This window comes from Candidatus Hydrogenedentota bacterium (genome assembly GCA_016791475.1).
Classification (GTDB): domain Bacteria; phylum Hydrogenedentota; class Hydrogenedentia; order Hydrogenedentales; family JAEUWI01; genus JAEUWI01.
This window is the reverse complement of the sequence record JAEUWI010000012.1, coordinates 102,911-128,917: the sequence shown is the minus strand read 5'-3', so window position 1 is coordinate 128,917 and position 26,007 is coordinate 102,911. Positions and strand designations below refer to the sequence as shown.

The following is a 26,007-nucleotide window of genomic DNA, read 5'->3' as shown; positions in this document are numbered from 1 at the left end:
TCAGTTGCACTCAGCATCTTTAACCGCCCTTCGGGCGTGAGTTTTTTAGGCATGGCAGGTTTATCGTCCGATGAAGGTGGTCGCGGGCGTGACACGGGTTGCGCACCACGCCCCCTTATCGTCCGATGAGCCTGGCCGGGGTATCCCTCGGGCGGTTGCGATCCCGCAGCGAAGCCGCCCCGCTTGAAGGTCATTGATGCGCCGTCGGTGGATGGCGTCCATGGCCCGCTCTTTAGCGTAAACGGGCACAGCCCTACCGGCCGAGCCGGTCCTTCGGGTTCTTAATCAGCCAGATTTCGGTGAGCTCGGGGTCGCCCCAATTAACTTGTAGTCGACCCGTTGCGATGGCGTCTTCCGGCACGAGATAAGACACAACGGCACCGTGGGCCTCATTCAATGTCTTGGGCTTCACCGTCACGCCGTTGACCGCAAGGGTGTCGATGCGATAGCCCGTCACGCGAATTTCATAGTCCGCCGCCGGATCGATCTCCTCATACACGACGGCGATGGGGTGGTCCATGCTCACGAGGGAGGACAGGCGGAGTCGATTGAAGCCCTCCTCCCACTTCCAGAAGCCGGGGTTGGGGTTGCGGCGCATGAGCGGGTCGGTTTCCAGGGCTTCGCCGCGCACGAGGTGGGTGGAACGGTCGAGGGTTCCAAGGTCGTCGTAGAAACTGCCGGGGCCCGGCACTTCCCAGGTGTGGATCACCTTCAGGGCCGCGTATTTCTCCGCATCCGAGGACAGACCTCGAATGCGCGAGAAATTGTCCTCCAGCCAGTGGCGGTTGTTCATCGGCAGGTCGAGGTAGTCCAGAATGGCCCCGCGCTCCAAACCGGCGGCCTGGTATCTCTCCACGCTCGTCTGCAGGCCCAGCGATTCGAAAAGGTCGTCGCACAGCGCCACAATATCGGCGCGCAAATCGGTGGCGATGGGCTGGGTATCCACGCGCGCCAGAATCGCGATGGCCTGGTCCATGGCCGTGTCCGCCCCCAACGACTCGGCTCGGGCCAGCACCGCGTTGGCCTCCCCTTCCAGGCCACGTTCGTTCAGCACCCGCCGCCGGATGAAGGCGTCATACTTGGCGCGCAGGAGGCAGAGCTGCCACCGCCAGTTCTTCGCGAGCTCGGGTTTCGCCGCCGTCATGTCTTCCCACACGGACAAGGTTGATTCCACGGCGCCATTCCGCGCGAGGGGGCCTGCCCAGTTCTGCTCCAGGCCGAGAATGCCATCCGCGGCGCGCTCGGCCGATTCGGGCCCGAAGTAGAAGCGTGCGTACTCGACCAGGACCTCCCGAGGCTCCGAGCCGGGTGCCCACGCCATGGCGTTCCAGATAACTTTGTTGATGTCATCGTGGGCGCCTTCGGAGTAGGAGACAAAGCCGTCGGTCCAGGGCGCGGACCAGTTCTGGATGAGGGACTGGTAATGGGGCTGCGGATTGGGCCCTTCGCGACCCAGGGTGCGGGCCAGCGCGGGGTCCCACCAGGCGGCGGGATACTGGGCCCGGCAGGAATGGGTAATGTCGGGGTAATCCCGGAAGCGGTACTTCCCGGGGAGCCGCTTCCGGGTGTCGGGGAGGTACGGACTACCGGGGCCATCCACCAGACCGCCAAACCAGGGCAGGTCGTGGGTACTTAGGTAGTCGAAAACGTAGTCGACCTTCTCGTCGTCGAAGTTCTGCATGGAGACCCATATTCGGGCTTCGGGATGGTGTACCCGAAGGCGCTCGGTCATTTCCGCCATGAGGGGAAAGAGGAGGCTGGGGTGGTTCTCTCCCGGATCCCCACCGGGCACGAAGATGTGGGCGATGCGCGGAGTGTCGGCGTAGAGCGCCGCCTCTTCCGCAAGGAAAGCTGCCCGCCGGGCCTCGTCGGTCGCATCGAAGGTCACCGGGGAGTAGACCCAATAGTCGAGGCCATAGTCAATGCAAACCTGGCTCAGATGGCGGTTCATTTCCGCCGGGGCCGTCTTCCGATGAGGCCCGCCACCACTCAGAGGAATATTCTCGATGCTGTTCGCGCCAAACAGGGCCAGCTCGCGGATATACTGCTCATAAAAGGCCGGGGTCCAGGCGTCGTAGGAGTTTGCCAGGCTCCGGTACGCCATTTGATGGCCCCGTATCGCCTGGCGCGGCGCCGTGTGAATATCGGTGTCGCTCGGGATACTCGCCCGACTCGGCCCCCAATCCAGGATCCGCAGAAGCTTCCCCACGCCATACAGCAAGCCCCGCCCATCCTTGGCGGTGACGTAAACAGCACCGTCCTGAACGCGCAGATGGTAACCTTCCGAAGCGATCGGTCGCCCCCCGGAATCGGCGGCCACATCAAGCAGGATGACCGTCCCCGCGGTTGGTCGCCGGGTATCCGCAGGCCACGCGAGGCCGGTGCGCTTTTCCACTTCCTCCCGCAGCACCACGGCGGCCTTGGCCTCGCCGGGCAGCGGTGTACCCGCGCGCGTCACGATGGTGGCCTTTTCCAGCGACAGTCGTTCGGCGGCGGGTGCCGTCCGCAGGGGTAGCAACAAAACGGCGAGCAAGAACAAGAGAACGTCGCGAGGCCCGAACCAATACATGAGAGGGATTACTCCACTATTCCCATTGGGATAGAGTCATTCATTTGCCATACCCTAGCACATCCCGGACCCTGCCGCCATGCTTGTCGCGGATTGGATGGACACCGCGTTTGCGTCATGGCCCCTCGAGCGCATCACTCGTCCGCCATGGTGTAGTCTCCGGCCTCCAGCCGCGCGATGAGCTTTTTGGCCCAGGCTTTCGTTGCCCCCAGTGCGCCGCTCCAGAGCTCCAGGAGATCGGCGGTATGGGGCGGCGTATCGCGATCGGAAAAATTGGGCGCCAGCCCCTTCAGGTGGCGCTCGTTTTTCGCGAGGGCCGCGTGCAGGGTTCGCAATTGTGTGAGGGCTTCTTCACGGGGCAGGACATGCATGAAGGCGATTCCCGCGCCCAGCGTCTCCAGATCGAAGCTCAGGAGCGCCTTCCGGACGAGTTCGAGAAAGGCCGCCTCCCCGGCAGGCAACAGTTCATAAGCGATGCGCCCCGGACCGTCGGGACTGTGCTCCGCGCCGATGGACCGGAGCATGCCCTCTTTGGCAAGCTGGTTAAGCGCGTGGTAGATGGAGCCCGGTCTGATGCGGGTCCAGGTTTCCACTTCCCAGCGTTCCAGTTCGCGCTGGACCTTATAGCCATAGGTGGTCCCCTGCTTTCGAACCACACCAAGAATCAGTAATCGGACTACGGACATTGCACCACTTCCATGCTGTAGAGGGCTGACGGAATTTGACTGCGGGTCGGCTGTGGGCTATGATTCACTACTCAAGCTTGAGTAGTCAACCCCGATGCGAAGGATCCAGCCATGAGCGCACCCATTCCCCTTGCCGAGATGATAGACACCTTGACCAATGCGCTTCCGGACACGCAGGTTCAGGAGGCCATGGGGAATCTGTTTTTCTTTGCGGGCGAGGAACGCAACTTCCCCTTTGCCACGCTGGTCACCCGCGATGATGACTACGACAACTTTTCTCAGCTCGACCGGTCCGGCGCATACCGGCTGAGCGTGGGCGTTCGGAAGCAGACCTTCGGGGCACTCTTCCCCCGAGTGGAGGAAGAGGACCCGGAACCTGACTATACCGTTCTCGATACCCTCATGCCCCATCCAATTTACGGAAAAATGTACTGGCTGTGCGTACTCAGCCCGAGCGCGTCGACCTTTTCGTCGATGGAGCCCCTGCTCCGTGAATCCTACGAACTTCAGTCGAATCGAACACAGCGCCGCACTTCGGCCGGTGAGACGGAAGACTGAACCCCCACGCTCGCGTAAAACTACTTCGCCGCGATGCAATACATGCGATTGTTGCCGCGCAAGTAGAGCGTGTTGCCGATGACCACGGGCGAGGCGTCCAGGGTCGTGTCCAGTTTGTTGATGGCGACGACTTCGAACTGGTCGGCGGACTTGATGATGGCGGTGGCGCCTTCGCGACCGTTGATGTAGATGTGGGGGCCAACGGCTAGGGGCGAGGCGAAGGTGTTCTTCATTTCCGGCACGGCGATGTGCTCGTAGAGCATGGCGCCCGTGGTGGCGTTGTAGCAGGAGAGCTTCGGGCCCATGCGGCGGAAGACGTAAAGGCGGTTCTCGTAGATCAGGGGTGTGGCGACTTCCGAGCCGGTGGTATCCCCTTTCCAGCGGACGGCGTCGGTGCTGGCGAGTTCGCCTTTGCGCCCAAGAGTGATTGCGGCGAGGGCGTCCCCTTCATAGCCCGTGGTGACGTAGACCGCGCCGCCGTGAATGACGGGCGAGGGCGCGGCGCACGAGGTGAGGCCGTTGTAGCTCCAGAGCAGTTCCCCGTTGGCGGCGTTGTAGCCGTGGGCCCAGTCGTCCGCCGTTGTAATAATCTCTTCATGGTCGCCCACGGTGGCCACGGCGGGCGTGCCCCAGGAAGAGCCGAATGCCCGGGGCGTTTCCCAGCGGATCGCGCCGGTGTTCTTGTCGAAAGCGTAGAGCCTGGAGGGCCCTTCGTGATCGGCAAGCACGATGACCGAATCCTTTGATAGCACGGGTGAACCGCCCTCGCCGAACTTTCCGTCCTTCTCCATCTGCACGGGCCGCACGTCCCAAAGAATTTCGCCGTCGAAGCTCAGGCAGAAAAGTCCGCGACTGCCGAAACTCACCCAGAGCCGTTCGCCGTCGGTGACGGGCGTGAAGGGGGCGAAAGTAGTCATCTTGTGGTGACCTTCATGGGGCCGCTCCTCGCGCACCGCCTTCGACCAGAGGAGCGTGCCGGTGTGACGATCGAGACAGAGCACGCTGAAGCGGTAGACGGGGAAGTCCTCCCCTTCCGCGGCTTCACCCAGGGGCTCGGCGGTCTGGAGAAACAACTTGTCATCCCAGATTACCGGCGTGGACTGGCCCTCGCCCGGGAGGTCGGTCTTCCACTGGATGTTCTCCGTCTCGCTCCACTTCAGCGGCGGAGTGCCCTCCAGCACCACCCCTGTCCCATCGGGTCCACGCCAGGCCGGCCAGCGCGCGGGCTGGGTGTCCGCGTGAACCAGCGGCGCGGATGAGAGGGCAAGACTTGCGAACAGAAAAATGCCAGCGAGAATGCGATGCATGAAGTGGTCTCCAGGAGGAAGCTGCGCCCAACGAACAACGGCCATGATCCTACCACAATGGCGCGGGGTCGAGCAGCACGACGCCGCGATGGCCCGAAATGTTATTATCCACGCTTGATAAACATCTTCCTCACACCCCACCGCGCCATCAGGAGCCCCCCAATGGAAGCTGAGATTTTGAACGAACTGAAGATACTCTCCGACCTCGGATTCGGCCTGGAGAGCCTGTTTGTCGTGGAGGAGGGCGGCCTGGTTTTCACCGAACAGGAAGTAGCGGAGATGAGGGCCGCGTGGGAACAGAGCGATCGCTCCGCGCCGATGCCCACGCTTCTGGCCGCCCGTGATTGGCACGATGCCTGGCGGGCGCGCAATACGGAAAACTGAGATGGGCGAACGCCCAATCGATGGCGCCCCACACGCCGGTCGCCGGTCCTCCCACCGCCTCGAAAAGAAAACCCGAGTCCGACTTAAGCGTCGGCCCCGGGTTTCCTATAAATCTCTGCAATAACTTACTGCGGCTTCGCGACTTCGACCGCGCCCGCCGGGATTCGCATTAGCGGTCGACCGTCGATGAAGATCTCGTCGACGACCACCCGGGCGGACACATCGCGAAAACCCGCCTTGAGTTCGAGCTTCTCACCATCCAGCGCCCAGGCGCCCTTGTGCTCGTCGTTGATGATGAGTTTGCCGTCGGCCTCGAAGCGCATCTTGAAGCGGCGTCCCATTTGCCAGGTGGTGCCCGTGAGGGTTTCCGCCGTCAAAGGCTTTCCATAACCGGCCCACTTATCCGGATTGGGGTCCTGGGGTTTGAAATCCTCCGCCCGGTAGGGCTGACTATAGCTCAGGTAGCCAATGAACATTTCCTCGTAGGATTGCTCGCCAAAGGTCACGGTGGCGTTGGGATCGGGATTGCGCGGGTTGTACTTTGAATTGTCAAACGCACCCTCGCATTCAATGCGTGTGCCCTTGGGCATGGGGATGGGCTGGTCGAGGTAATACATGGGCTGCCAGTCAAACTCATACCAGGGCACGGACAGCAGGGTCTCTTTTTTCTCATCGGGGTAGGTGGCGTCGAAGCGGAATCGGCTGCCTCGATAATGCATATGGGGCGACAGGCCGAGCAGCGTGGCGTCTTCGCGGAAGCGATACCCCGATTCCACCACGTGGTCCGGGGCGTTCGGCGGAATTTCAAATTCGGTCTCGGTGGCCGCCCGGATATGGAGTACTTCGGGCGGCGGACCGTCGTGGAAATAGAGCGCCATGCGGGTCTGGTCTTCCACGGCCTTGCCAATGGTGTTGTAGTGCATCTGAAAAACGAAGGTGGAACCGGCGGGTACAAATTGCGCCGTACCCTGGGGGTAGGGTTGCACGTTGCCACCCGGCAGATAGCTCGCGAAGAAGCCATCCAGCCCCCCCTTGGGATCGGGCTGTACGTGGCGGTATTCCCGGGGATACATGATGAAGATGAGGGCGTGGTGCACCACCTCCATCGCGGTGGGAATCACCTCAACGCCCTTGAGCCATTTATCCTCGGTCAGGCCGGAGGGCACATTGACATAGACATAATCCAGCACACCGGAAGCCGGGAGCTTTTGGGGCTCGGGCAACTGAACGATATGATCCGGCGTGCCCAGGGTCCAGTTGCTGTCGTGGGCCACGGTGTAGGTGGCCAGGGGATCTTCGGTCCCTTCCTGCTTCGCCCCCTGCTCCACCCAGGCCAGCAGCGTCCGCGCCTCCTCCACCGTCAGATCCAGCGAGTTGTGAAACGTCTTGTGCTCCGGATCGGCGTGCCACGGCGGCATGCGATCCGTGCGGATGGTCTCGCGAATCATGTCGGACCAGCCCTGAACCTTCTTGTAGCTGCTCATGGCGAAGGGGCCGATGCCGCCTTCCGAGTGGCAGTTCACGCATTTGGCCTGAAGGATCGGGGCAACTTCGGAAGCGTAGGATACGGGCTTGTCCTCCAGAAAACTGATGAGACACCCCTTGGTCTCCAGCGTTCGAGGTTCGAGAAGCTCCCCGGCCAGATGGGACTTCAGCACGGTCTCCAGATAACGATTCTCCGCCACCTCCTTCTGGGTTCCATAGTCGAAGCGGTCATCCACCGGCCCGCGGTAAAGAATTTTCCACTTGTCCTGAGGATCGAGCACCAGCACTTCGGCGGTGCGCGTACAGCCCAGACTCTTCACGATACGCTGGGTGGGATCCTTCAACACAGGGACAGCAATGGCGTATTCCTTCACATCCTCGACGATATCGGCGCGGGCGTCCTGTGAATTGGCGTTGAGCATGTAAAAAACCACGCCCGCGCCGGCGAATTCTTCCCGGATTCGGTTCAATTCTGGAACGCTGTTGCGCACGATGGGACAGCCCACACCGTGGGTGTACAGCACCACCGCCGGTGCCTCGGCGGCCCGGTACAATTCTACTGAACGACCGGTATGATCGAGAAGACGAAAATTCTCCGCGCGCGTTATGGGAGGCGAGTCCTCCGCCACGGCGCACAGGGGCATCAGAATCAGGCTGGTGAGCAGGGTCATTATTTTCATGCTTATGTATTCCCCTTGGGCGTTGTTTTAGGTTGGACCCTGTAAAATTGTTTCAGGTTTTGGGGCTTGCCTGCCGCGAGAGAGCTTGCGGTCGAGCTGAATGCGTCCCTCCCATCCATCGACCGCCCCCCGGACAATAAAAAAAACCGGTCGAAACTCGAAAGTAACGACCGGTGAATATCAATTGTTCGCAAAGGGTTAGGAAACCAACTGGGACAACATGAGGATGGGCATGAACAGGGCGATTACGATGCCACCCACCACGACGCCCATAAGCCCGATGAGGATAGGCTCGATGAGGCTGGTCAAGCTGTCCACCAGGGCCTTTACTTCGGCATCATAGAAGTCCGAGATCTTGGCCAGCATGATTTCCAGGGCGCCGGTCTTTTCACCGACGCCGATCATGCGCGTCACCATCGCGGGAAACACTTCGCTGCGCATGAGAGGATCGGCCAGGGTGTCGCCGTTGCGCACGCTGTCGGCGGCCTCGCGAACGGCCCGGGCGAACACTTCGTTGCCGGCGGTGCGCTCGGTAATTTCCAGGGCCTGAAGAATGTTCACGCCGCTGCGAGTGAGGGTGCTGAGGGTGCGTGTGAAGCGGCTGATGGCGACCTTACGGGCCAGCATGCCAAACACGGGCACGCGGAGCCTCGCCTTGTCCAGGTTATACTTGCCCGTCTCCGTCTTGCCATAGGTTTTGAGGGCGAAGGAAATGGCGAAACCGGCAAGGATCATGCTGGGAATGGCATACCACGACCGCAGGAAATTACTGATGGCGATGAGGATGCGGGTGGGCGCCGGCAAGGTGCCGCCCATCTGTTCGAAGATGGTGGCAAACTGGGGCACCACGAAGATGATGAGGCCGGAGGCGATCAGGATAATCATGCCGAAGGCCACCACGGGATAGGTCATAGCGGACTTGATGCGCCGCTTCAACTCTTCGGAGGCTTCGAGATAGTCGGCAAGCTGGAGGAGCACGCCGTCCAGGTCACCGCTCGCTTCGCCGGAGCGCACCATGCTCACATACAGGTCGGGGAAGGCCTTGGGATACTTGCGCAGGGCGTCGGAAAAGGTCTCGCCGGATTCCACATCCTGCGCGATGGCGTCGATAATGGCGCCGAAATTCGGATCTTCCGTCTGATCGGCCAGAATATCCAAACCCTGCATCAGAGGAAGACCGGCGCTGACGATGGTGGAAAGCTGGCGGGTAAAGACCAGCAATTCGGTTGTTTTTACGCGCTTGTTGAGCTTGGGCCCACCCGCCAGTCGTCCTTTTTTCTCAACGAGCTTGTCGGCGATAAGCCCCTTCTGCTGGAGCATCTGCGAGGCTGCCTGGCGGGTATCGGCCGTGAGTGTCCCCTGCTGCTTGGTACCATTCTTTGCACGTGCGGTGTAGGCATAAGTCGGCATCCGCGAAAATCTCCTTGTTGAAGAGGGCAGGCAGGCGACCCCACGAGAGCGGGCCATGCCTGCACAGCATCCAAGTCACAGGGGCGGGACTGAATCCTCACCCCGATTATTCCTCGACTTATAAAGAGTATAAGCACTTATGTCGCAGAAGACAAGTATTTTCTTGGTAAATTATTTACAGGAATGAGCACACCCAATCGCGTCGGGGGCGTCGTTTAGACACAAAAAAGGGTATAAGAAAGCTTCCATTCAGTGCTGGTTACCAGCAGTGCATCGACAGGATGCCTTGCCATAACCCGGGCTTGGTGGCAGCGTCAACATTGTTACATGTTAGCCGGCACTGGGTGGTTGCTTTCACATACCCATATGTAGTGTTAAGCAACTTAGAGGCCAACTTTTTCCCCGATGCAAAAATCACCATAAACATCTGTGAATTAAATACTTAAGGCAGAAAAGCGTCCAAATCGAACTGCCATATATCTGTCAAGAGTTCGCCGCGATGACAAACTTTTGACGAAGCGCCGAATTCGGCCGGGAAGATCCGCTCAAAAATTACCCATTCGGCTTGCCCTGGTAGAGCGAGATGATGCGAAAAATCATGTAACCCAGGGCGCAGCAGCAGGCCATACCCACGACAAAGGCGATGATCAGGCCGCGCCAGCCAAATCCCGGTCGCCCCGGACTCGGCCCACGCAGTTTCTTCACAAATTCGTTGGTGGACGCTTCCACCGTTTCACGGGCCATCCTCATCCAGATCATGGCCCCGATGATGGCCGCGAGGATGAGGATTTCTTTGATGCTGATGCTAATCACGTGATGCACTTCCTGTCGCTTGCTTGTGCGGGAGCCGGGTCGCTCCATGATAGCAGAATCCAAGACACCGGTGCCGCAGCGCGGGAGCTTCCACGATCAGGGCGTGAGCAGACTGACCAGCGCCGCATCTAAATCCGGGTACAGGAAGGTAAAACCCGAATCTTCCAGGCGCTGGGGGCGAGCCCGGAGACTGGAAAGGAGCAATTCATCCGCCATTTCGCCCAGAGCGAGACGCAACACGGGCGCGGGCACCGTCATGAATGCCGGACGCTTCAAGACGTGACCAAGGGCCTGGGTGAACGTGCGGTTGGTGACGGGAATGGGCGCGACGGTGTTGACCGGACCCGCGAGTTCCGGGTGGTGCATGACGAAGCGGATGGCGTTCGCCACATCGTCGATATGGATCCAGCTCATCCACATGGCGCCATTACCAAGAGGGCCGCCGAGTCCGATGCGAAAAGGGGGCAGCATTTTCTCCAGAGCGCCACCCCGGGCGCTCAACACCATACCGAGACGCAGGTTGACCACGCGCATGCCGGCGTTTGCCGCGCGGCGGGTCTCGTCTTCCCACGCCGCACAGAGTTCCGCCAGAAAGCCTCCGCCCTGCCGCGCGGTCTCGACAACCACGTCATCCCCGCGATTACCGTAGTAGCCGACGGCGGACGCGGCGATCAGGAAAGCGGGCGGCGGACCGCACGCCGCCAATCGCTCGCAAAGCAGACGGGTACCCTGCAGGCGGCTCTCGCGAATACGCGTCTTGCGCGCGGGTGTCCAGCGGCCACTGGCGATGGACTCGCCGGCGAGGTGAACCACACCGTCGATGTCGGCGAGCGATTCGCCCGCCAGCACCCCCCGGGCGGGATCCCAGTAAACCGCATTGTCGGACAGGGCGGTGTCATTGCGCACCAGCCGGACGACGGTATGGCCCTCCGCTTCCAGGACGGGGCAGAGCGCCCTGCCCACGAGACCGCTCGAACCGCTGACCAGAATTCGCATACCGAAAGCCTCCTTCAGAAGTGCACGGCCCATCCTACCATGGGGGGCGAAACGGGAAAAAGTCCCGCGTGCTGTTGCGTAGAATCTCCCTGGCGTCGTATGCTTGGGCTATAAACGCCCGGGCAAAGGGCCCGCACCGGAGAGGGGGGCGGTATTGTTCTATTCCTCCATTTCACTCGCATTCGTCGTACTGCTCATCGTCCTGCTACGGATTGCCTTTCCCGGACTGCTGGGAATCCACCGGACCGAGTATGCGCGGCGTGAGTTTCTATTCACGGCGGCGGAATTTCGATTCATGCAGGTCCTCCGGAAGAGCCTCCCCCACGGCCTGGAAATCTTTGCAAAAGTTCGCGTCGCCGATGTACTCCTCCCCGTCGAGGGACTCAATCCCAAAGCCTGGCGCGCCGCCTTCAACCAGATTACCGGCAAGCACCTCGATTTTGTGCTTTGTGATCGGGAGTCCGGGCGCATCGTGTGCGCGATCGAACTGAATGACCGCTCCCATGAACGAAAAGAGCGTCGAAAACGGGATGATTTGATCGCGCGGGCCTGCGCGGAAGCCGGTTTTCCCCTGCTCATGCTGCCTGCCGCTCGGGACTACGATCCGGAGCGCATCCGCACGGCGATTCTTGACGCCATGGCAACTCAGCCACCGCCCCCACCCCCTGCCGGGCCCCTGCCGACCGCCACCGCTTGCCCGCGCTGCGGGGCGGCGCTGACGCGCAGGGTGGCCCGCCGTGGGCCACGGAGCGGCAGCGCGTTTCTGGCCTGCGAGCGCTATCCGACGTGCCGCTACACGAGGGAGGAAGGCGCATGATCAAAAGGCAAGAAATCGCTTGACTTCTAACAATGCCAGAATTTACAATTCCAGTGACAGCAGTTTACGTCAAGAAGGAGGCGGCATGTCCCTGGAAAAAGAACTCAACCTTGAACGTCCCATGCAGGACGCCAAACACGAGGCCGTGCTGAACGTCGTGCGCACGGCCAGCCTGCTCTCACTCAAAGGCTCCGACCTTTTCCGGCAGTTCGGACTTACCGAGGCCCAGTTCAATGTCCTTTTCAGCCTGAAGTACAAGGAGAAAGTCTGGACCCAGTCCGATCTCGGCAAGCGACTGGTGGTAACCCGGGCCAGCGTCACCTCCGTACTGGACAAACTGGAGAGCAAGGGCCTGGTGGCCCGTCACGCGGTGGAGGGCAACCGCCGCATCTATCACATCGACCTGACCCCCGCAGGGCGGTCTCTTATCGATGAGGTGGAGCCCCTTTACCGCCGGGACGTATACGATGTCATGGCCGATCTGGATGAAGGCGCCTGCAGGACGCTGACGAAGAATCTGGAGCGGATTCGGGAACGGTGCCTGCGCTGAGCGCCCGGCGACCGACAATTGTGGATCAAATGAGATAAGGGCTTTGCAGTTGGGCCCTTTTACGCTTGAGGAACGGATCGATGGGACGAGAGCAAGCAATGGAACGGGGTCCGGGTGAGATCCGCTACCAGGCGCGGGGCTTCTGGGGGCTGGTGGTGACCCAGTTTCAGGGCGCGTTCAACGACAACGTGTATCAGTGGCTGATCGTCTTCAGCGTGATCGCGACCTTGAAATCCGGTCTGGATGGCGGTCATGTCGATCTTTCATGGATCCGCGAGGGCTGGTCCATGGATCCCTACGATTACGTGACCGGCCTTTCGGGCATCCTCTTTTCCCTTCCCTTCATTGTGTTTCCCAGTCTTTTCGGCGCCCTGGCGGATCGCGTGAGCAAGGGACGTCTGGCCACGGTGACGAAGGTGCTGGAAGTGGCCATCATGATCGCCGGTGGCCTGGCCTTTCTCTATGGCAACATCGTGTTGATCTGGCTTCTGCTTTTCCTGATGGCCGCTCAAAGCGCCATGTTCGGCCCCGTGAAGTACGGAATCATGCCCGAAATCTTGCCGGAATCGCGCCTTTCCTGGGGCAACGGCATCATCCAGATGGGCACCCTCGCCGCGGTCATTCTGGGCACCCTCGCGGGCGGCAAACTCCACGGGATGTTCGAAGACCGACTCTACATCGTTTCCATGTTCCTGGTAGTCCTGTCCATGGGCGGCGTGTTCAGTTCCCTTTTGATCTCCCGCCCCCCGGCGGCCAATCCCGGCCTGGCCATCCCGATCAATCCGCTCCTGCCCTGGAAAGGGATGGGCCGCTATTTTGGAATTATCTGGCGCGACCGGGTGCTGCTGAATGTCGTCATCGGCTATGTGTACTTCTGGTTCGCGGGCTCGCTCGTACGCAACAATCTGATCAAGTTCGGCGGTGAGACGCTGGGCCTCTCCGAATCCCTCCAGACGGGCCTCATCGGCGCGGTGACCATCGGTATCGGCGTGGGCGCGGTCGCGGCGGGCTATCTTTCGCGCGGCAAGATTGAAATGGGGCTGATTCCTATCGGCGCCCTGGGCATGGCTCTCTTTGCGGGCGTGCTGGCCATACCGTCGGTAGACGCCGAGACGCTCGCGGTCGGGGGAGCGGGCGGTTATTATCTCCTCGTTGCCTTCGCCAGCTTCGGCCTGGGCTTTTTCGCGGGCATGTTCGATGTGCCGCTGGCCGCCGCAATCCAGCACAGATCTCCGAAAGGCACCGTCGGCGGCGTAATCGCGACCACGAACATGCTTACCTTTGTCGGTATGGCGGGGTCCAATTTCGCATTCATCGGGCTGGGCACGGTGGGGCTGAGCACCTACCAGGTCTTCCTGGTCACGGCAATACTCTCGCTCCTGATCGGCGTATTCATCTCCATCCGAATCCCCCATCTGTTCCTCAGGGCGGGCCTCTGGGTGCTCTGCAGCACCGTGATACGGATCCGTGTGGCCCACCGACATCGGGTACCGGAAGACGGCCCGGTACTGCTCATCGGCACTCAGGTCAGCTTTATCGACTGCCTCGCCTACTACGCAAGCACCGATCGCGAGGTCCACTTCGTCATGGGCGAGGCGATTTACGCGCGCCCGCTGATGGGGCGCCTGGCTCGTCTGATGCAAATCATTCCGGTCAAAGCGGGGGCGAACGAAGCGGATCAGGCCGCGGTGCTGTCGACGATCCGGACCCTGCTGAAGAGTGGCGCCACCGTATGCATTAACCAGGAGCGCGGCTCGGAAGAGGGTGGAACGCCCTTCGCCTGGTCCGACGACTACAACGTGCTCCTTGAAGGTACGGACGCCGTTGCGGTTCCCTTTTACCAGTCACGTCTATGGGAATCGCTGTATACCTTCCGCCAGGACGAGATCCACTGGCGGCGTCCCAAGCGCCTCCCCTTCCCCATCGATATCCGCTATGGCGAACGGTTGGAATCCCTCCCGGATGTTTTCCACCTTCAGGAACAACTCCGGCGCCTGGGCAGGGAAGTTCACACCGAACGCCCCCTTCGCTTCCGGCTGCTTCACCACGGATTTGTCAAGATGGCCCGGCGCAACTTGAGAAAGACGGCGGTGGCCGATTCCCTGTCGGGCAGCCTGAACTACTTCAAGACCCTGGTGGGCAGTCTGGTTTTCGCGCGGTGCTTGAGAAGAGTACTGGATGGCCACGAAATGGTGGGGGTTCTTCTGCCCCCCTCCGTCGGGGGCGCGCTGGCCAATATCGCACTCACCATGCTGGGCCGGATCCCGATCAACTTGAACTATACGGCCAACAACGAGACGATTGCCTCCTGCGCGGCCCAGTGCGGTGTGACCCAGGTGTTGACCTCGCGGAAACTGCTGGAACGCCTGCCCCTGACGGTACCGGGCGAGACACTCTTCATGGAAGACCTGAAAGCCGCCATCACCGGTGTCGATCGACTCACCGCCATGATCCTGGCCCTGGCCTGCCCGACCCGGCTGCTGGACAGGCTACTGGGCGCGCCGCCGCGACATTCGGACGATATCGCCACGATTATTTTTTCCAGCGGCAGCGAGGGCGACCCAAAGGGCGTCATGCTGACGCACCGGAACCTTATCGCGAATATCGATGGTACGCTGGAGGTCTTTCCGAACCACAACGACACGTGCATCGTGGGCTTCCTGCCCTTCTTCCATTCCTTCGGCTTCATGGCGACCCTTTGGCTGCCGCTCATCCATGGCGTGCGGGGGATCTATCACGCGAATCCCCTGGAACCCAAGGTTATCGGCAAGTTGATCCAGGATTATCGCGGCACGCTGATGATTGGCACCTCGACATTCCTTCAGGGCTTCATACGACGCTGCGAGCCCGAGCAGCTCGCCACGCTTGAGTTCGTCGTATGTGGGGCGGAGAAACTCGCGCCCCGGGTGCGCCTCGCCTTCCTCGAACGATTCGGCGTGGAGCCCCTGGAGGGCTATGGAACCACCGAATGCGCCCCGGCGGTGGCCGCAAATATTCCGGGCTGTGCATCGCCCGGTTTCTTCAGCCCCGGCACCAAACACGGAACGATCGGGCGCCCCATACCCGGTATCGAGGTGAGGGTGGTGGATCCCGATACGGATGCGGAGCGGGCCCCCGGCGAGGACGGTCTGTTGCAGGTAAAGGGTCCCAATATCATGCGCGGCTATCTGAACCGACCGGAGAAGACGGCCGAGGTGCTGCGGGACGGCTGGTACTCCACCGGCGACATTGCCCGGCTCGATGAAAACGGCTTCATCACGATTACGGACCGACTGGCGCGTTTCAGCAAGATCGCGGGCGAAATGGTCCCCCATACCAAGGTGGAAGAGACCCTCCACAGTCTGCTTGAGCTGACCGACCAGCGCCTGGCGGTCGCCAGCGTGCCCGATGCTCAGAAGGGCGAGCGCCTGGTCGTGCTGCATACGCTCCGCGCCGAAGAACTCGAACAGCTTCTGAAAGCCCTGGCGCGGTCGGGAATGCCCAATCTGTGGGCGCCGAAACCGAGCGCCTTTTACACCATTGCGGAGCTACCGGTGCTGGGTACGGGCAAGATGGACATCAAGACCATCAAGCGCATGGCCCTGGAATTGGATCGCGAAGCGAACTGAGTCACGCTCAATGATTTCCGATGGAATCCGTCGAGTCTGGCGCCGGCGCCCACTGCTGGCCTACGGTTTTGTATCCCTGGCCGTGGGGCTGACCCTGCTCAATCTGGTGACGGACCGGCTTGTGACCCGCTACGAACAAAGGGCCGCGCGCGATCCGGGCTCGCCCTATCTCAAGGGCATGACCCCGCGAACACTCGGCCCTTCGGACAGCCCCCGCGCGGTGCTGTTTGTCCATGGTTTCATCGGTGGACAGAGCAATTTCCACGACCTGCCTGATCAGGTGGCGGCGGCGGGCTGGCGCGTGCGCACCATGCGCCTGCCGGGACACGGGACGAGTCCCCGGGATTTCGAGCGGACGTCAACCGACGCGCTGCTCGACGGGGTGCTTGCGGAACTTCGCGCCCTCAAGCAGGAACATGAGACCGTCGTGGTCGTGGGACATTCTCTGGGCGGGGCGCTCTCCACGCTGGCCGCCGCGCGGGAGCCGGTGGACGGGCTCGTGCTATGTGCGCCATTCTTCGGTCTGACCCTGGGTTCGATCCTGGGGCTGCCCACGGAACGGCTGGTGGACTCCGCCGCGACGCTCCTGCGGTGGGTACCGGCGCGTCCGGGAAATGGCCCCGTGAACAAGGTGGAAAACAAGCCGTTCATCGACTGTTACGCATGGATACCGGCACAAGGGGCCATCGCGGCGCTTGATGCGGGCGAGCGGGCCAAGGCGCCGGAGGTTCTGGGGCAGATTCGGTGTCCCCTTCTGTTGATTCACTCGCGCAACGACACGGTAACTTCGTTTGCGGCCAGCGAGGACGCCTTCTCCGGCTTCGCCAGCGAGCGCCGCGAATTAATTCCGCTAGAAAAGTCCGACCATGTGATATTCTGGGATTACGATGAGCATGTCGTGGCTGAATCTGTGTTGCGTTACCTGAAGGAGGTGGAACACCATGACCCTGATTAGCCGAGTATCCGCAAGTGAGGTCTATCCCATACGGCAGCAGGTGCTGCGACCGCACGACCCGCCGGAAGCGGCGGTCTTCCCGGGGGATGACCTGGAGAGCACGTATCATATGGGGATTTACGAAGAGGGATCATTGGTGGGTATCGTGTCTCTCTATCCGGAAGGACCAGACGGCGCGGATCTTGAAAACGCCTGGCGGGTGCGGGGAATGGCGGTCCTGCCGGAGCATCACGGGCGGGGTTTCGGCAGCAAGCTGCTCCAGGCGTGTATCGCGTACGCATCCGCCCACGGGGGCACGCAACTCTGGTGCAACGCCCGGATCGTTTCCCGGCCCTTTTATGAATTGCGCGGCCTGAATATCGTGGGGGATGTGTTCGAGATACCCGGGGTGGGTCCCCACTACCGCATGATGTGCCCGCTCTAGCCGGATATTGGACCTTCAGGAAATCGCCAGCGCGGCATTCAAAGCCGCGAGCAAGGAGTCCTGTCGGTAGGGTTTGTGGATCATCCCACTGACGGGGATGCCCTCCATTTCTTCGGCGATTTCATCGTCGCTGTACCCGGAAGAAATGATTGCGGGCACGGAGGGAAGTATCTTTCGGATTGCAATGAGCGTGTCCCGCCCATTCATGGCGGGCATGGTGTAGTCGATAATCACACAGTCCGGTTTGAACTCGGACTCCCGACACATGGCCAGGGCCTCTTCCCCACTCAGGGCAACGCACACACGGTAACCCTTTCGCTCCAGGATAACTCGCCCCAGCGTTAAGACCATCTGCTCGTCGTCCACGATAAGAATGTTGGGGGTGTCGGGGAGATCAATGGTCATTCAGGTTCACCTTTGCGCTAAGGGTACGGAGTCCCTCGATACCCCTGTTCTATTTCGCCGCCCACTGAAACATGATACCTCATTCCCGGGCGAAATTACAGGGCCGCACGGGCTCCAGCCTTCAAAGGAAAGGGGCCCGGCTGGTACCGGACCCCTTTCCTGCGGTTTCTTGGTTGGGACGTATGCCCGTTGTGGCTCAGCTCACGCTTTCGCGGCGGCGAAAAGCTCCGCCACCTTCGCCCAGTTCACCACGTTCCAGAAAGCCGAAACATAATCGGGGCGGCGGTTCTGGTAATTGAGGTAGTAGGCGTGCTCCCAGACGTCGAGACCGAGAATCGGGGTCTTGCCGTCCATCAGGGGGGAATCCTGGTTGGGCGTGCTGAGTACTTCCAGAGCACCGGTCCCATTGACCACCAGCCAGGCCCAGCCGCTGCCGAAGCGCGTCTTGGCGGCATTGGAGAATTGCTCCTTGAACGCGTCCAGACCGCCGAAGGTCGCATCGATGGCCGCGGCCAGCTCGCCTTCCGGCGCACCACCGCCCTGAGCACTCAGGAGCGTCCAGAAGAGCGAATGGTTTGCGTGACCACCGCCGTGGTTGATCACGGCCTGGCGCTTGGCTTCCGGAACTTCCTTGATGGCGGCCAGAATGGATTCCACGGACTTGCCTTCATAGCCTTCGAGGCCTTCCAGGGCGGCGTTGAGCCCCGCCACGTAGGCGGCATGGTGCTTGTCATGGTGTATTTCCATGGTCTTCGCATCAATGTGGGGCTCAAGTGCGTCGAATGCATAGGGCAGTGCGGGTAGTTCGAATGCCATTTTCGTTCTCCTTCTGATGAGAGAGGGGCCGGTCCGACCCAATGGAGTGGAACGGGATCCGGCCTGGTTTGTCATGGGGTCAACCCCGGCCTGGCACGCTCGCTCGGAACGGGGGCCGGAACAGGCACGCTGCGGGCCTGTTGAGAAAAAACACCGCTGTGGATGCCGTTATTCCAGCGCACGGAGTATAGCAAAAATTCCGGGGCCAATGGGTAGCGCCCCGCAACGGGCACGGGCTTGATTATGAGCCGGCGGGGGCTGGCTCTTGACACCATGCCCCGAAGTACCTACACTTAGGAAAGTTATGACCCCGGTGAGCGCCCTCCTCGATCCGGCTCGTGGCCCCCCAATCGTTGAGGCTGGTATTACGCTCGAAAACTGAGAACCCTGGGCTACGGCGAACTTGTATGGTCGACCGGGCCGTCTGAAGGAATTTTTACGATTGCACGAACCACGACGATACTCGGATCGCACCCCGGCCGCCGGCCCGCCCAAGCGGATCGGCGAACTGTTGCTTAAAGAAGGGCTCATCACGCCCTCACAATTGCAGGACGCCCTGGACAAACAGCGCACCGACGGGGGCAAGATTGTGGAGAATCTAATCGCCCTGGAGTATCTGGACACCCAGACCTTCGTGCGTTTTCTCTCGCGCCAGCCCGGCATGGCCAGCATCGACTTGTTGAACTACACGATCCCCGCGGATGTCGTGCGCCTCATCGATCGCGAATTTGCCATCAAACATCAGATCGTTCCCATCGACAAAATGGGCCGGGACTTGACCGTCGGCATGGCGTGTCCCCTCGATGCGGCCACCGTGGCGGCCCTGGAAGAGAAGACCGGCATGAAAGTGCGGCCGCTCCTCGTCTCCATGAACGACGTGCGGGTGGCGCTGGACAATTACTACCGGCGCGATGATGAGAAAAAAGAAACGTTCACGCTGGACGGCAACCTGAACGTGCCCCTGTCGGCACGGGTGGTAACACCGGGCACCGCGTCCATTTCCCTCGTCGAAAGCGGTCTGAAGTTCGAGAAGGTGGTCCACCTGATCCGCCAGATCAGTTCGCTGCCCGCGCTCCCCGAGACGGTCAATCGCGTGCGCCACGCCATGGATGACGTGGAAACCTCGACGGACGACATGGCCAAGATTATCAGCAACGACCCCTCCCTCGCCGCGAAGGTCGTCAGCCTGGCCAACTCGGCGGCCTATTCTTTCACCCACCGGGTGGACACGATCGAACGCGCGACGGCCCTCCTCGGCCTTCGGGAGGTCTACGGCGCGGTGCTGGCCTCCGCCGTGATCGACTATTTCAAGGAAGGCAAGCACTTCAACCATAAGAAATTCTGGAAACGCTCCATGGCCTGCGCCACGGCCTGCAAGCTGATTGCGAAGGCCAGACGCGTTCAAGGGGTAAGCGGACTCTTCGCCGCCGGACTCATGTTCGATATCGGCCGGGCCGTACTGGCGGAAATCGCACCAAAGCAGTATGCGGAGGTGGATCAGGAACTGCCGGAAGACGAGATCATCCGGATTGAAAACGAACTCTTCGGCCTCGCCCACCCGGAGGTGGGCTTTCTCCTCGCCGACGGCTGGGGGCTTCCCGCCGAAATTTCCGAGCCGATCCGATTCCACCATGACTTTCAGCAGGCCCAGAAATCTCCGAAGCTCGTGGCCATCGTCGCCCTCGGAGCGCTCCTCTCGGACCTTGCCGGGAAGGCTGATCGCCACGACCTGCAGGTGCTTGCGGGAACACATCAGGTTCTCCTGGAGGTACTCGGCCTGGAGCTCGAACAACTCTGTCAGATCTATGACGAAACCGTTGAAGCCGTCAAGCGGCAACAAGCGGGTAACTGAACCGATTGCCCGGCAATCTTGAAGGAGTAGTTAGCATGAAGTCTCGATGGATGGGTATGGCGGCGGTACTGGCCGGGGGCATTCTGGGAGCCCACGCGGCGGACGGCCCCCGCGTGCTGTTTCTTCACAAATCCGCCGGTTTTGAGCACAGCGTGGTGAAGGTCGAAAACGGCGCGCCCTGCCATGTTGAGAAGCTCGTCCGCCCCCTTATCGAAGGCATGGGCGGCAGCCTGGTTTCCACGAAGGATGGCGCCATCATCACCGCCGAAAACCTCAAGGAGGCGGATGTGGTGATGTTTTACACCACTGAAAACCTTTGCGACCCGGCCGCGAAAGACGGCTCGCCTCCCATGGGTCCCGAAGGCATGACCACCTTGATCGATTGGGTCAAGGCGGGCGGCGGTTTCATGGGCTTTCACTGCGCCAGCGACACCTGGCACCGTGAGCGCAACCAGTACGCGCCCGAGTCCCCCTATCTCGACATGCTCGGCGGCGAATTCCGAGGACATGGAGCGCAGTTCGTCGGCACGCTTCGCGTCGTTGACGCCGACCACCCCACCATGGCCCATGTGAAGGATGGCTGGCAGATCAATGATGAGTGGTACCTCTTCACGGGCCTGCAGGACAAGACCATGCACGTGCTCGCCCTGCTCGATCCCGGCGAGGAACGGACGAAACAGGAGAAGTACAATGTGCCCAACTATCCCGTGATCTGGTGCAGTGCGCCGGGCGAGGGCCGGGTCTTCTACAATGCGATGGGCCACCGCGAAGATGTCTGGGAAAATACCGATTTCCAGGCCGTGTTCACCGACTGCCTGAAGTGGACCGGAGGCGAAGGCGAAGCCGACGCCGCCCCGAACTGGGCCGAAACCGTGCCCGCGGATCTCGACCCGGCCACCGGCGCCGCCCGCGTGGTGGAAACGCTCAAAGAAAAATTGATCGCGAAGTAAAAAATTTATGGCTTCGCGCTTGAAACACCGGTGATAAATTTGGCATACTATGCCCCGCGTTGAGCGGCACTTCTCGCCCCCTCGCAACCCCCAAAATAGACCTCGGTAACTCAGTTGGTAGAGTAGGTGGCTGTTAACCACCCTGTCACAGGTTCGAGTCCTGTCCGAGGTGCCAGTAAATTTCAGGCCATGCAGTAGATACTGCATGGCCTGTTTTCGTTCAGGCAGATAGCATGCAATTCTACGTGTACATACTACGCTCAGAAAGCTCGGGAAAGACTTACGTTGGCCAGACTTCCGACTTGGAAAAACGGCTCGCGCAACACAATGACCTGACCTGCCAATTCACCCTGTACACCAAGAGAAACAAGGGCCCTTGGAAGCTGATTCACGCCGAGGCCCACCCTTCTCGAAGCGAAGCGATGAGACGGGAAAAGCATCTCAAGTCCGGGCAAGGGCGGGATTGGATCAAGGCCAATTTCCTCGAGGTAGACGGTGGCTGTTAATTCGCCTGCGGCGAATCACAGGCCGAAGGTTCGCCGCAGGCGAATTCGAGTCCTGTCCGAGGTGCCAGTAGATTTCAGGCCATGCAGTACGTGCTGCATGGCCTGTTTTCGTTCGGGCAGATAGCATGCAATTCTACGTGTACATACTGCGCTCAGAAAGCTCGGGAAAAACCTACGTTGGTCAGACATCCGACCTGGGAAAACGGTTGGAACAACACAACGACGTAAACTGCCGGTTCACAATGTACACCAAAAGGAACAAGGGTCCGTGGAAGCTCATTCACTCAGAGGCTTACAGCTCTCGCAGCGAAGCCATGAATAGGGAAAAGCATCTCAAGTCCGGGCAAGGGCGCGACTGGATCAAAGCCAATTTCCTCCAGAAAGACGGCGGCTGTTAATTCGCCTGCGGCGAATCACAGGCCAAAGGTTCGCCGAAGGCGAATTCGAGTCCTGTCCGAGGTGCCAATAAATTTCAGGCCATGCAGTAAACGCTGCATGGCCTGTTCAGTTTGGGGACGTACCGCCGCAAGGGCTCCCGCCCTCACAAGCGCAACACTCAACGCCTACCAACCACCCCGCCGGGCAAAGCCCACACCAAAGCGGCGGCATGTCCTAAGGGATGTAAAGCAGCTTCGCCAACTATCTCCTACACCGGTCAACCAGCAAGCGTGCCACGCGATCCGCCCGAAAGGGCGGTTCGTGTGCCCCTGGCGGAGCACCCTTGCCACAGCAATGGGCACTCGAAGGGCCCTTTTGTGCCCGCCGACAACTGCCAGCGACCGGGCGAGACGCGATTGACCGCCCGAGTCGCCTAACCCATCCACTGGGACGGGCTCGCGCGCTACCGATCCCACTGTCCGGACAAGGGAGTGAAATGAAGCAACTCGTCCGGCGCTCGCATACGTCACGGGCGCGAGTCCTTCCATCCCCGCCTATTTCACCACCGGCCGCAGAACGATATTCCGGTATTTCACCCCGGCATGATCGCCCTGGAGGTAGATGGGGCCGGGGCGGGATTCGTCGGACCAGAGGGCGCCGCCGGTGCAGCCCTGGAGGGGCTGGTTGTCGATGATCAGTGTGCCGTTGAGCTTGACGGTCACATGGCGGTCGACGAGGGTGATGTCCATGGTTTGCCACTCGCCGGCGGGCTTCTCCACGGCGGCCAGTGGCGCGATGCGGCTGTAGATGCCGCCCATGTGATGAGGATCAATCTCCATGCCGAAGCTGTCCATGACCTGAACCTCGTAAATGCCGCGCAGGTAGACACCGCTGTTACCATCGGGGACAACGTTTACTTCGAGGGTGAGATTGAAGTCCTCGTACTCCGATTCCGTGCGAAGGTTGCCGTAGTGCTTCTTCGCCTTGCCTTCTTCCTGGACCGGGTCATTGATCAGAATTCCGTCGATCGCGCTCCAGCCGTTTGCGGCGGATGCCTCGGTGAGTCGCCAGCCCCCCAGATCCTTGCCGTTGAAGAGCGTTTGCGGCTTGCCAAATTTCACTTTGGAAAGATCGGGCGCCGGGGGCAAATCGGGGATGCGCTTGCCGGTGAAGGGCGCGCGCTCGGCGCCGATGCCGCTGGTATTCACTTTCTCGTGCTTTAGATCGAGCGCATCGCCGCTCACGGTTGCGGAGATGGTCTCGGTGAAGTTCTGCGTGCGCACGACAGTACCGGCGGCGTCTTTGCGCTCGACCGTGTTCAACCGGGTTACGATGAGAGCGTCTCCGTCCAGGTACACGCTCTCCACGGGAACCACGCTACCGCCGCCCCAGAGTATGCTGCCGTCGAGGTAGCCGTCCTGCTGGGTAATCTCGAGCCAGCCCGCACCGCCACCGGGGATTGTGAGGGCCCAGCGGCCCAGGAAGGGTGCGACCGAATCCGCCGCGAAGGCTCCCAGGGACATGGTACAAAGGGTCAGGCTCAGGGTGGTAATACGGCTCAGAGTTTTCATGGCGGGCTCCTTCGAAGCGTTTAGTCTGGCTGGCGTTATAGCAAATGCATTTGGGAGGCCGCAAGCAGAGATCTGGACCACGGAAACACGGAGGCGCGGAGAAGACGAGGAGTTTGAGAGGCCATGGCCCCCAAATTCACACACGCTTACGTTCGAGAAGGTCTCTCGCGTTGCCCTCACCCATGTTGTTTTCTCCGTGCCTCCGTGAACTCCGTGGTCACCATGCATCAGGTCAAGCAAAGCAAACTTGCGAAAACTACTCCACTTCACTTACTCGGCCGGGTTATGTGGGATTGATGGCGAAAATATTGCCTCGCTCGCAGGTGGTGCGCTTGCGGCGGTACGTCCCAGGGGACAGGGTATTTTTGATCGGCAACCCTGAATCGGCTATCGTTGGCGTGGACAGTACTTTTCTCGCAGGAGTAGACCCAATGATACGTCGTCCCGTCTTCCAACTGACGCTCGCACTTTTCTCGCTGGCCCTTGTTTTCCTCTCCCCCACCGCCCACGGACAATCCACCGTGGCCGAGGTGATGGACGGCGTGGTGACGCGCTACTATGCGGATATGACGCAAGCGGAGCGCGCGGCGCTGACGAACGAGGCGATTCTCACCACCCTAAGCGACGAGGAGAAAGCCATCCTCTCGGAGAAGTACTGGCACTTCGACGTGAACGTGCCGGTGGTGGTCAGCGTCATGCGGCATATCGAGCAGGAGGTGGTTCCCTTCTGGCTGGAGACGGCCGGGTTCCAGAAGACCGCGATGACGGTGAAGAATGAGGAGTACACCTACGAGGTGTGGCAGAAGAAGTTCGATGCGGGGCACGTGGGCCTGGGCATCAATGGCTTTGACTGGCACCGGCCCGTATATTTCGTGAGTGTGGCGCCGCAAACGCCCGGCGCTTCGCTCTCCATCACGAACCTCTTTCCGGCCGAGGCCGTGACCACCATGACCAACGGCGCGATGACCTACCGCGACTGGACAAGCCTGGTGATTACCGAGTTACCCGACGAACTCAAAGGCCAGACCCTGCTGGGAACTTTCCGCGGTCGTGCCCGGGAAGCCCATTTGCTCGGCGCCTTTCGGGAGACGCCCCACCCTTCTTCCGCAACGCCCGACCAGATCGTCTTGACCTGGAGCGAAGATGCGGCCACGACCCAGACGGTCCAGTGGCGGACGAGCACGGAATTGAAGTCGGGACGCGTTCAGTATCGACTGCCCGGGGCCGATGCGTGGCTGGAGGCGGACGCCGCCATGGAGACGCTCCAGGATCGACTGCTCGCGAACGACCGCTATTCAAACCATTTCACGGCGGTGCTGCGGGGGCTGACACCGGCGACAGCCTATGACTATCGCGTGGGCGATCCCGGTGCGGAGGTCTGGAGCGAGGTCTTTCAATTTACGACCGCGCCCGAAGATGATGCCCCCTTCATCTTCGGCGTGGGCTCCGATACCCACGCGACGGAAGAAGCGGGCAAGACGCTGCAGGCCGCCTTTCGCCTCACGCCCGAAATGGCCTTTTTTGTTATTCCCGGCGATGTGGTGAGCTATGGCCTCTATCGCGATCAGTGGGATATGCAGATCGGCTTTGGACAGGGCGTGTATGAACGCAAACCGCTCATGTTCACCCTGGGTAATCACGACAATCAGGACGGGCTGGGCGTTGCATTGCCGCTGGCTTTGTTCGAGTATCCAAGAAACGGCCCCGAAGGCGCGGTGCCGGAGGCAAACTATAGCTTTCGCTACGGCAACGCCCTCTTCCTGATGATGGACGTGGGCACCGAGGCCGAGGTGCAGGCCGCCTGGGCCGACAAAGTACTGGCAGAGAGCGACGCCACATGGAAGTTTGCGGTGCACCATTTCACCATGTACAACCCGGTGCTCTATCACGAGTATGAAGCGCTGCGCGCCGCCTTGATTCCCGTCTTCGACCGCCACCACGTCGACATGGTCTTCCAGGGCCATATTCATGATTACATGCGCACCGCACCCTTACGGGACGGCAACGAGGTGGCATCGCCCGCCGAGGGAACGATTTACATCAATGCCTGCGCGCAGGCCCATCGCGGCGGTCGGCCCAGAACGGGCCCGGACTATATCAAGACCTACTTTCAGGGCAAGTCGTCGTATCTCCGTATCGCGATCGACGGAAAGCGCCTCAGCTATGAAGCCCGCGGACAGAATGATGAACTATTTGAATCGCTCGTGATCGAGAAATAGCCCCCGTCCGCAGCCCTTCGCGTCTGAACCCCACCCCCTGGAGAATCCGTTGATACCGCAAGTGCTCG

At 60.8% G+C, this 26,007-nt stretch carries 22 protein-coding genes and 1 tRNA gene; 13 read left to right on the top strand and 10 right to left on the bottom strand.

Annotated elements, in window-relative coordinates:
- Positions 1-253: 253 nt before the first annotated feature.
- A complete protein-coding gene (locus JNK74_08750) occupies positions 254-2,569 on the bottom strand; it encodes a hypothetical protein (GenBank protein ID MBL7646260.1) in 2,316 nt (771 codons plus the stop codon).
- Between the two features lie 134 nt (positions 2,570-2,703).
- On the bottom strand, positions 2,704-3,255 hold the full coding sequence (locus tag JNK74_08745; GenBank protein ID MBL7646259.1) for a PadR family transcriptional regulator: 552 nt from the start codon (positions 3,253-3,255) through the stop codon (positions 2,704-2,706).
- 111 nt (positions 3,256-3,366) lie between these two features.
- Here JNK74_08745 and JNK74_08740 point away from each other — a divergent pair, with 111 nt between their 5' ends.
- Positions 3,367-3,813, top strand: coding sequence for a hypothetical protein (locus JNK74_08740; protein MBL7646258.1), 447 nt, complete (start codon positions 3,367-3,369; stop codon positions 3,811-3,813).
- Between the two features lie 20 nt (positions 3,814-3,833).
- Here the strand turns inward: JNK74_08740 and JNK74_08735 are convergent, their stop codons facing one another.
- The gene (locus tag JNK74_08735) at positions 3,834-5,120 is read right to left on the bottom strand and encodes a PQQ-binding-like beta-propeller repeat protein (protein ID MBL7646257.1); all 1,287 of its coding nucleotides are present in this window, start codon (positions 5,118-5,120) and stop codon (positions 3,834-3,836) included.
- Positions 5,121-5,282: 162 nt separating this feature from the next.
- On the opposite strand from JNK74_08735, the gene JNK74_08730 reads away from it, so the two are divergent.
- Entirely contained in the window at positions 5,283-5,504 is a 222-nt protein-coding gene (locus JNK74_08730) for a hypothetical protein (protein ID MBL7646256.1), read from the top strand.
- Positions 5,505-5,629: 125 nt separating this feature from the next.
- Here the strand turns inward: JNK74_08730 and JNK74_08725 are convergent, their stop codons facing one another.
- From JNK74_08725 to JNK74_08710, 4 genes are all read right to left on the bottom strand, one after another.
- Complete coding sequence (locus JNK74_08725) at positions 5,630-7,669, bottom strand: redoxin domain-containing protein (protein ID MBL7646255.1); 2,040 nt, start codon at positions 7,667-7,669, stop codon at positions 5,630-5,632.
- Between the two features lie 198 nt (positions 7,670-7,867).
- The gene (locus JNK74_08720; GenBank protein ID MBL7646254.1) at positions 7,868-9,079 is read right to left on the bottom strand and encodes a type II secretion system F family protein; all 1,212 of its coding nucleotides are present in this window, start codon (positions 9,077-9,079) and stop codon (positions 7,868-7,870) included.
- Positions 9,080-9,631: 552 nt separating this feature from the next.
- Complete coding sequence (locus tag JNK74_08715; GenBank protein MBL7646253.1) at positions 9,632-9,892, bottom strand: hypothetical protein; 261 nt, start codon at positions 9,890-9,892, stop codon at positions 9,632-9,634.
- 96 nt (positions 9,893-9,988) lie between these two features.
- On the bottom strand, positions 9,989-10,888 hold the full coding sequence (locus JNK74_08710; protein ID MBL7646252.1) for a TIGR01777 family oxidoreductase: 900 nt from the start codon (positions 10,886-10,888) through the stop codon (positions 9,989-9,991).
- Between the two features lie 154 nt (positions 10,889-11,042).
- Between JNK74_08710 and JNK74_08705 the strand changes: the two genes are divergently transcribed.
- The 5 genes from JNK74_08705 (at position 11,043) to JNK74_08685 (ending at position 17,242) form a co-directional block, all read left to right on the top strand.
- Complete coding sequence (locus JNK74_08705; GenBank protein MBL7646251.1) at positions 11,043-11,705, top strand: DUF2726 domain-containing protein; 663 nt, start codon at positions 11,043-11,045, stop codon at positions 11,703-11,705.
- 85 nt (positions 11,706-11,790) lie between these two features.
- The gene (locus tag JNK74_08700; protein ID MBL7646250.1) at positions 11,791-12,255 is read left to right on the top strand and encodes a MarR family transcriptional regulator; all 465 of its coding nucleotides are present in this window, start codon (positions 11,791-11,793) and stop codon (positions 12,253-12,255) included.
- 80 nt (positions 12,256-12,335) lie between these two features.
- Positions 12,336-15,863, top strand: coding sequence for an MFS transporter (locus JNK74_08695; GenBank protein ID MBL7646249.1), 3,528 nt, complete (start codon positions 12,336-12,338; stop codon positions 15,861-15,863).
- Positions 15,864-15,873: 10 nt separating this feature from the next.
- Positions 15,874-16,818, top strand: a complete 945-nt coding sequence (locus tag JNK74_08690; protein ID MBL7646248.1) for an alpha/beta fold hydrolase — start codon at positions 15,874-15,876, stop codon at positions 16,816-16,818.
- Positions 16,805-17,242 carry a GNAT family N-acetyltransferase gene (locus JNK74_08685; protein ID MBL7646247.1) on the top strand — a complete coding sequence of 146 codons (438 nt, stop codon included), beginning with the start codon at positions 16,805-16,807 and terminating at the stop codon, positions 17,240-17,242. Before JNK74_08690 ends, JNK74_08685 begins: the two co-directional genes overlap by 14 nt.
- Before the next feature lie 15 nt (positions 17,243-17,257).
- Here the strand turns inward: JNK74_08685 and JNK74_08680 are convergent, their stop codons facing one another.
- Together JNK74_08680 and JNK74_08675 are read right to left on the bottom strand one after the other, a co-directional pair.
- On the bottom strand, positions 17,258-17,647 hold the full coding sequence (locus JNK74_08680) for a response regulator (GenBank protein MBL7646246.1): 390 nt from the start codon (positions 17,645-17,647) through the stop codon (positions 17,258-17,260).
- A 201-nt stretch (positions 17,648-17,848) separates the two neighbouring features.
- Complete coding sequence (locus tag JNK74_08675; GenBank protein ID MBL7646245.1) at positions 17,849-18,463, bottom strand: superoxide dismutase; 615 nt, start codon at positions 18,461-18,463, stop codon at positions 17,849-17,851.
- Between the two features lie 442 nt (positions 18,464-18,905).
- On the opposite strand from JNK74_08675, the gene JNK74_08670 reads away from it, so the two are divergent.
- The 5 genes from JNK74_08670 to JNK74_08650 all read left to right on the top strand — a co-directional run bounded on the left by JNK74_08670 (position 18,906) and on the right by JNK74_08650 (position 22,169).
- Complete coding sequence (locus JNK74_08670; protein ID MBL7646244.1) at positions 18,906-20,315, top strand: HDOD domain-containing protein; 1,410 nt, start codon at positions 18,906-18,908, stop codon at positions 20,313-20,315.
- A gap of 35 nt (positions 20,316-20,350) precedes the next feature.
- On the top strand, positions 20,351-21,265 hold the full coding sequence (locus JNK74_08665) for a ThuA domain-containing protein (GenBank protein MBL7646243.1): 915 nt from the start codon (positions 20,351-20,353) through the stop codon (positions 21,263-21,265).
- Between the two features lie 99 nt (positions 21,266-21,364).
- Positions 21,365-21,440: transfer RNA gene (locus JNK74_08660), tRNA-Asn, on the top strand.
- A gap of 58 nt (positions 21,441-21,498) precedes the next feature.
- On the top strand, positions 21,499-21,771 hold the full coding sequence (locus tag JNK74_08655) for a GIY-YIG nuclease family protein (protein MBL7646242.1): 273 nt from the start codon (positions 21,499-21,501) through the stop codon (positions 21,769-21,771).
- Between the two features lie 125 nt (positions 21,772-21,896).
- Complete coding sequence (locus tag JNK74_08650) at positions 21,897-22,169, top strand: GIY-YIG nuclease family protein (protein ID MBL7646241.1); 273 nt, start codon at positions 21,897-21,899, stop codon at positions 22,167-22,169.
- Between the two features lie 534 nt (positions 22,170-22,703).
- On the opposite strand, the gene JNK74_08645 is transcribed toward JNK74_08650, so the two are convergent.
- The gene (locus tag JNK74_08645; protein MBL7646240.1) at positions 22,704-23,720 is read right to left on the bottom strand and encodes a DUF1080 domain-containing protein; all 1,017 of its coding nucleotides are present in this window, start codon (positions 23,718-23,720) and stop codon (positions 22,704-22,706) included.
- Between the two features lie 431 nt (positions 23,721-24,151).
- Here JNK74_08645 and JNK74_08640 point away from each other — a divergent pair, with 431 nt between their 5' ends.
- On the top strand, positions 24,152-25,939 hold the full coding sequence (locus JNK74_08640) for a metallophosphoesterase family protein (GenBank protein MBL7646239.1): 1,788 nt from the start codon (positions 24,152-24,154) through the stop codon (positions 25,937-25,939).
- Positions 25,940-26,007 lie beyond the last annotated feature (68 nt).

What these genes read in the sequence shown, in the direction of transcription:
- JNK74_08750 (MBL7646260.1), bottom strand. Translation starts at nt 2,569, where the DNA reads ATGTATTGGTTCGGGCCTCGCGACGTTCTCTTGTTCTTGCTCGCCGTT.
- JNK74_08745 (MBL7646259.1), bottom strand. Translation starts at nt 3,255, where the DNA reads ATGTCCGTAGTCCGATTACTGATTCTTGGTGTGGTTCGAAAGCAGGGG.
- JNK74_08740 (MBL7646258.1), top strand. Translation starts at nt 3,367, where the DNA reads ATGAGCGCACCCATTCCCCTTGCCGAGATGATAGACACCTTGACCAAT.
- JNK74_08735 (MBL7646257.1), bottom strand. Translation starts at nt 5,120, where the DNA reads ATGCATCGCATTCTCGCTGGCATTTTTCTGTTCGCAAGTCTTGCCCTC.
- JNK74_08730 (MBL7646256.1), top strand. Translation starts at nt 5,283, where the DNA reads ATGGAAGCTGAGATTTTGAACGAACTGAAGATACTCTCCGACCTCGGA.
- JNK74_08725 (MBL7646255.1), bottom strand. Translation starts at nt 7,669, where the DNA reads ATGAAAATAATGACCCTGCTCACCAGCCTGATTCTGATGCCCCTGTGC.
- JNK74_08720 (MBL7646254.1), bottom strand. Translation starts at nt 9,079, where the DNA reads ATGCCGACTTATGCCTACACCGCACGTGCAAAGAATGGTACCAAGCAG.
- JNK74_08710 (MBL7646252.1), bottom strand. Translation starts at nt 10,888, where the DNA reads ATGCGAATTCTGGTCAGCGGTTCGAGCGGTCTCGTGGGCAGGGCGCTC.
- JNK74_08700 (MBL7646250.1), top strand. Translation starts at nt 11,791, where the DNA reads ATGTCCCTGGAAAAAGAACTCAACCTTGAACGTCCCATGCAGGACGCC.
- JNK74_08695 (MBL7646249.1), top strand. Translation starts at nt 12,336, where the DNA reads ATGGGACGAGAGCAAGCAATGGAACGGGGTCCGGGTGAGATCCGCTAC.
- JNK74_08690 (MBL7646248.1), top strand. Translation starts at nt 15,874, where the DNA reads ATGATTTCCGATGGAATCCGTCGAGTCTGGCGCCGGCGCCCACTGCTG.
- JNK74_08685 (MBL7646247.1), top strand. Translation starts at nt 16,805, where the DNA reads ATGACCCTGATTAGCCGAGTATCCGCAAGTGAGGTCTATCCCATACGG.
- JNK74_08680 (MBL7646246.1), bottom strand. Translation starts at nt 17,647, where the DNA reads ATGACCATTGATCTCCCCGACACCCCCAACATTCTTATCGTGGACGAC.
- JNK74_08675 (MBL7646245.1), bottom strand. Translation starts at nt 18,463, where the DNA reads ATGGCATTCGAACTACCCGCACTGCCCTATGCATTCGACGCACTTGAG.
- JNK74_08665 (MBL7646243.1), top strand. Translation starts at nt 20,351, where the DNA reads ATGAAGTCTCGATGGATGGGTATGGCGGCGGTACTGGCCGGGGGCATT.
- JNK74_08655 (MBL7646242.1), top strand. Translation starts at nt 21,499, where the DNA reads ATGCAATTCTACGTGTACATACTACGCTCAGAAAGCTCGGGAAAGACT.
- JNK74_08650 (MBL7646241.1), top strand. Translation starts at nt 21,897, where the DNA reads ATGCAATTCTACGTGTACATACTGCGCTCAGAAAGCTCGGGAAAAACC.
- JNK74_08645 (MBL7646240.1), bottom strand. Translation starts at nt 23,720, where the DNA reads ATGAAAACTCTGAGCCGTATTACCACCCTGAGCCTGACCCTTTGTACC.
- JNK74_08640 (MBL7646239.1), top strand. Translation starts at nt 24,152, where the DNA reads ATGATACGTCGTCCCGTCTTCCAACTGACGCTCGCACTTTTCTCGCTG.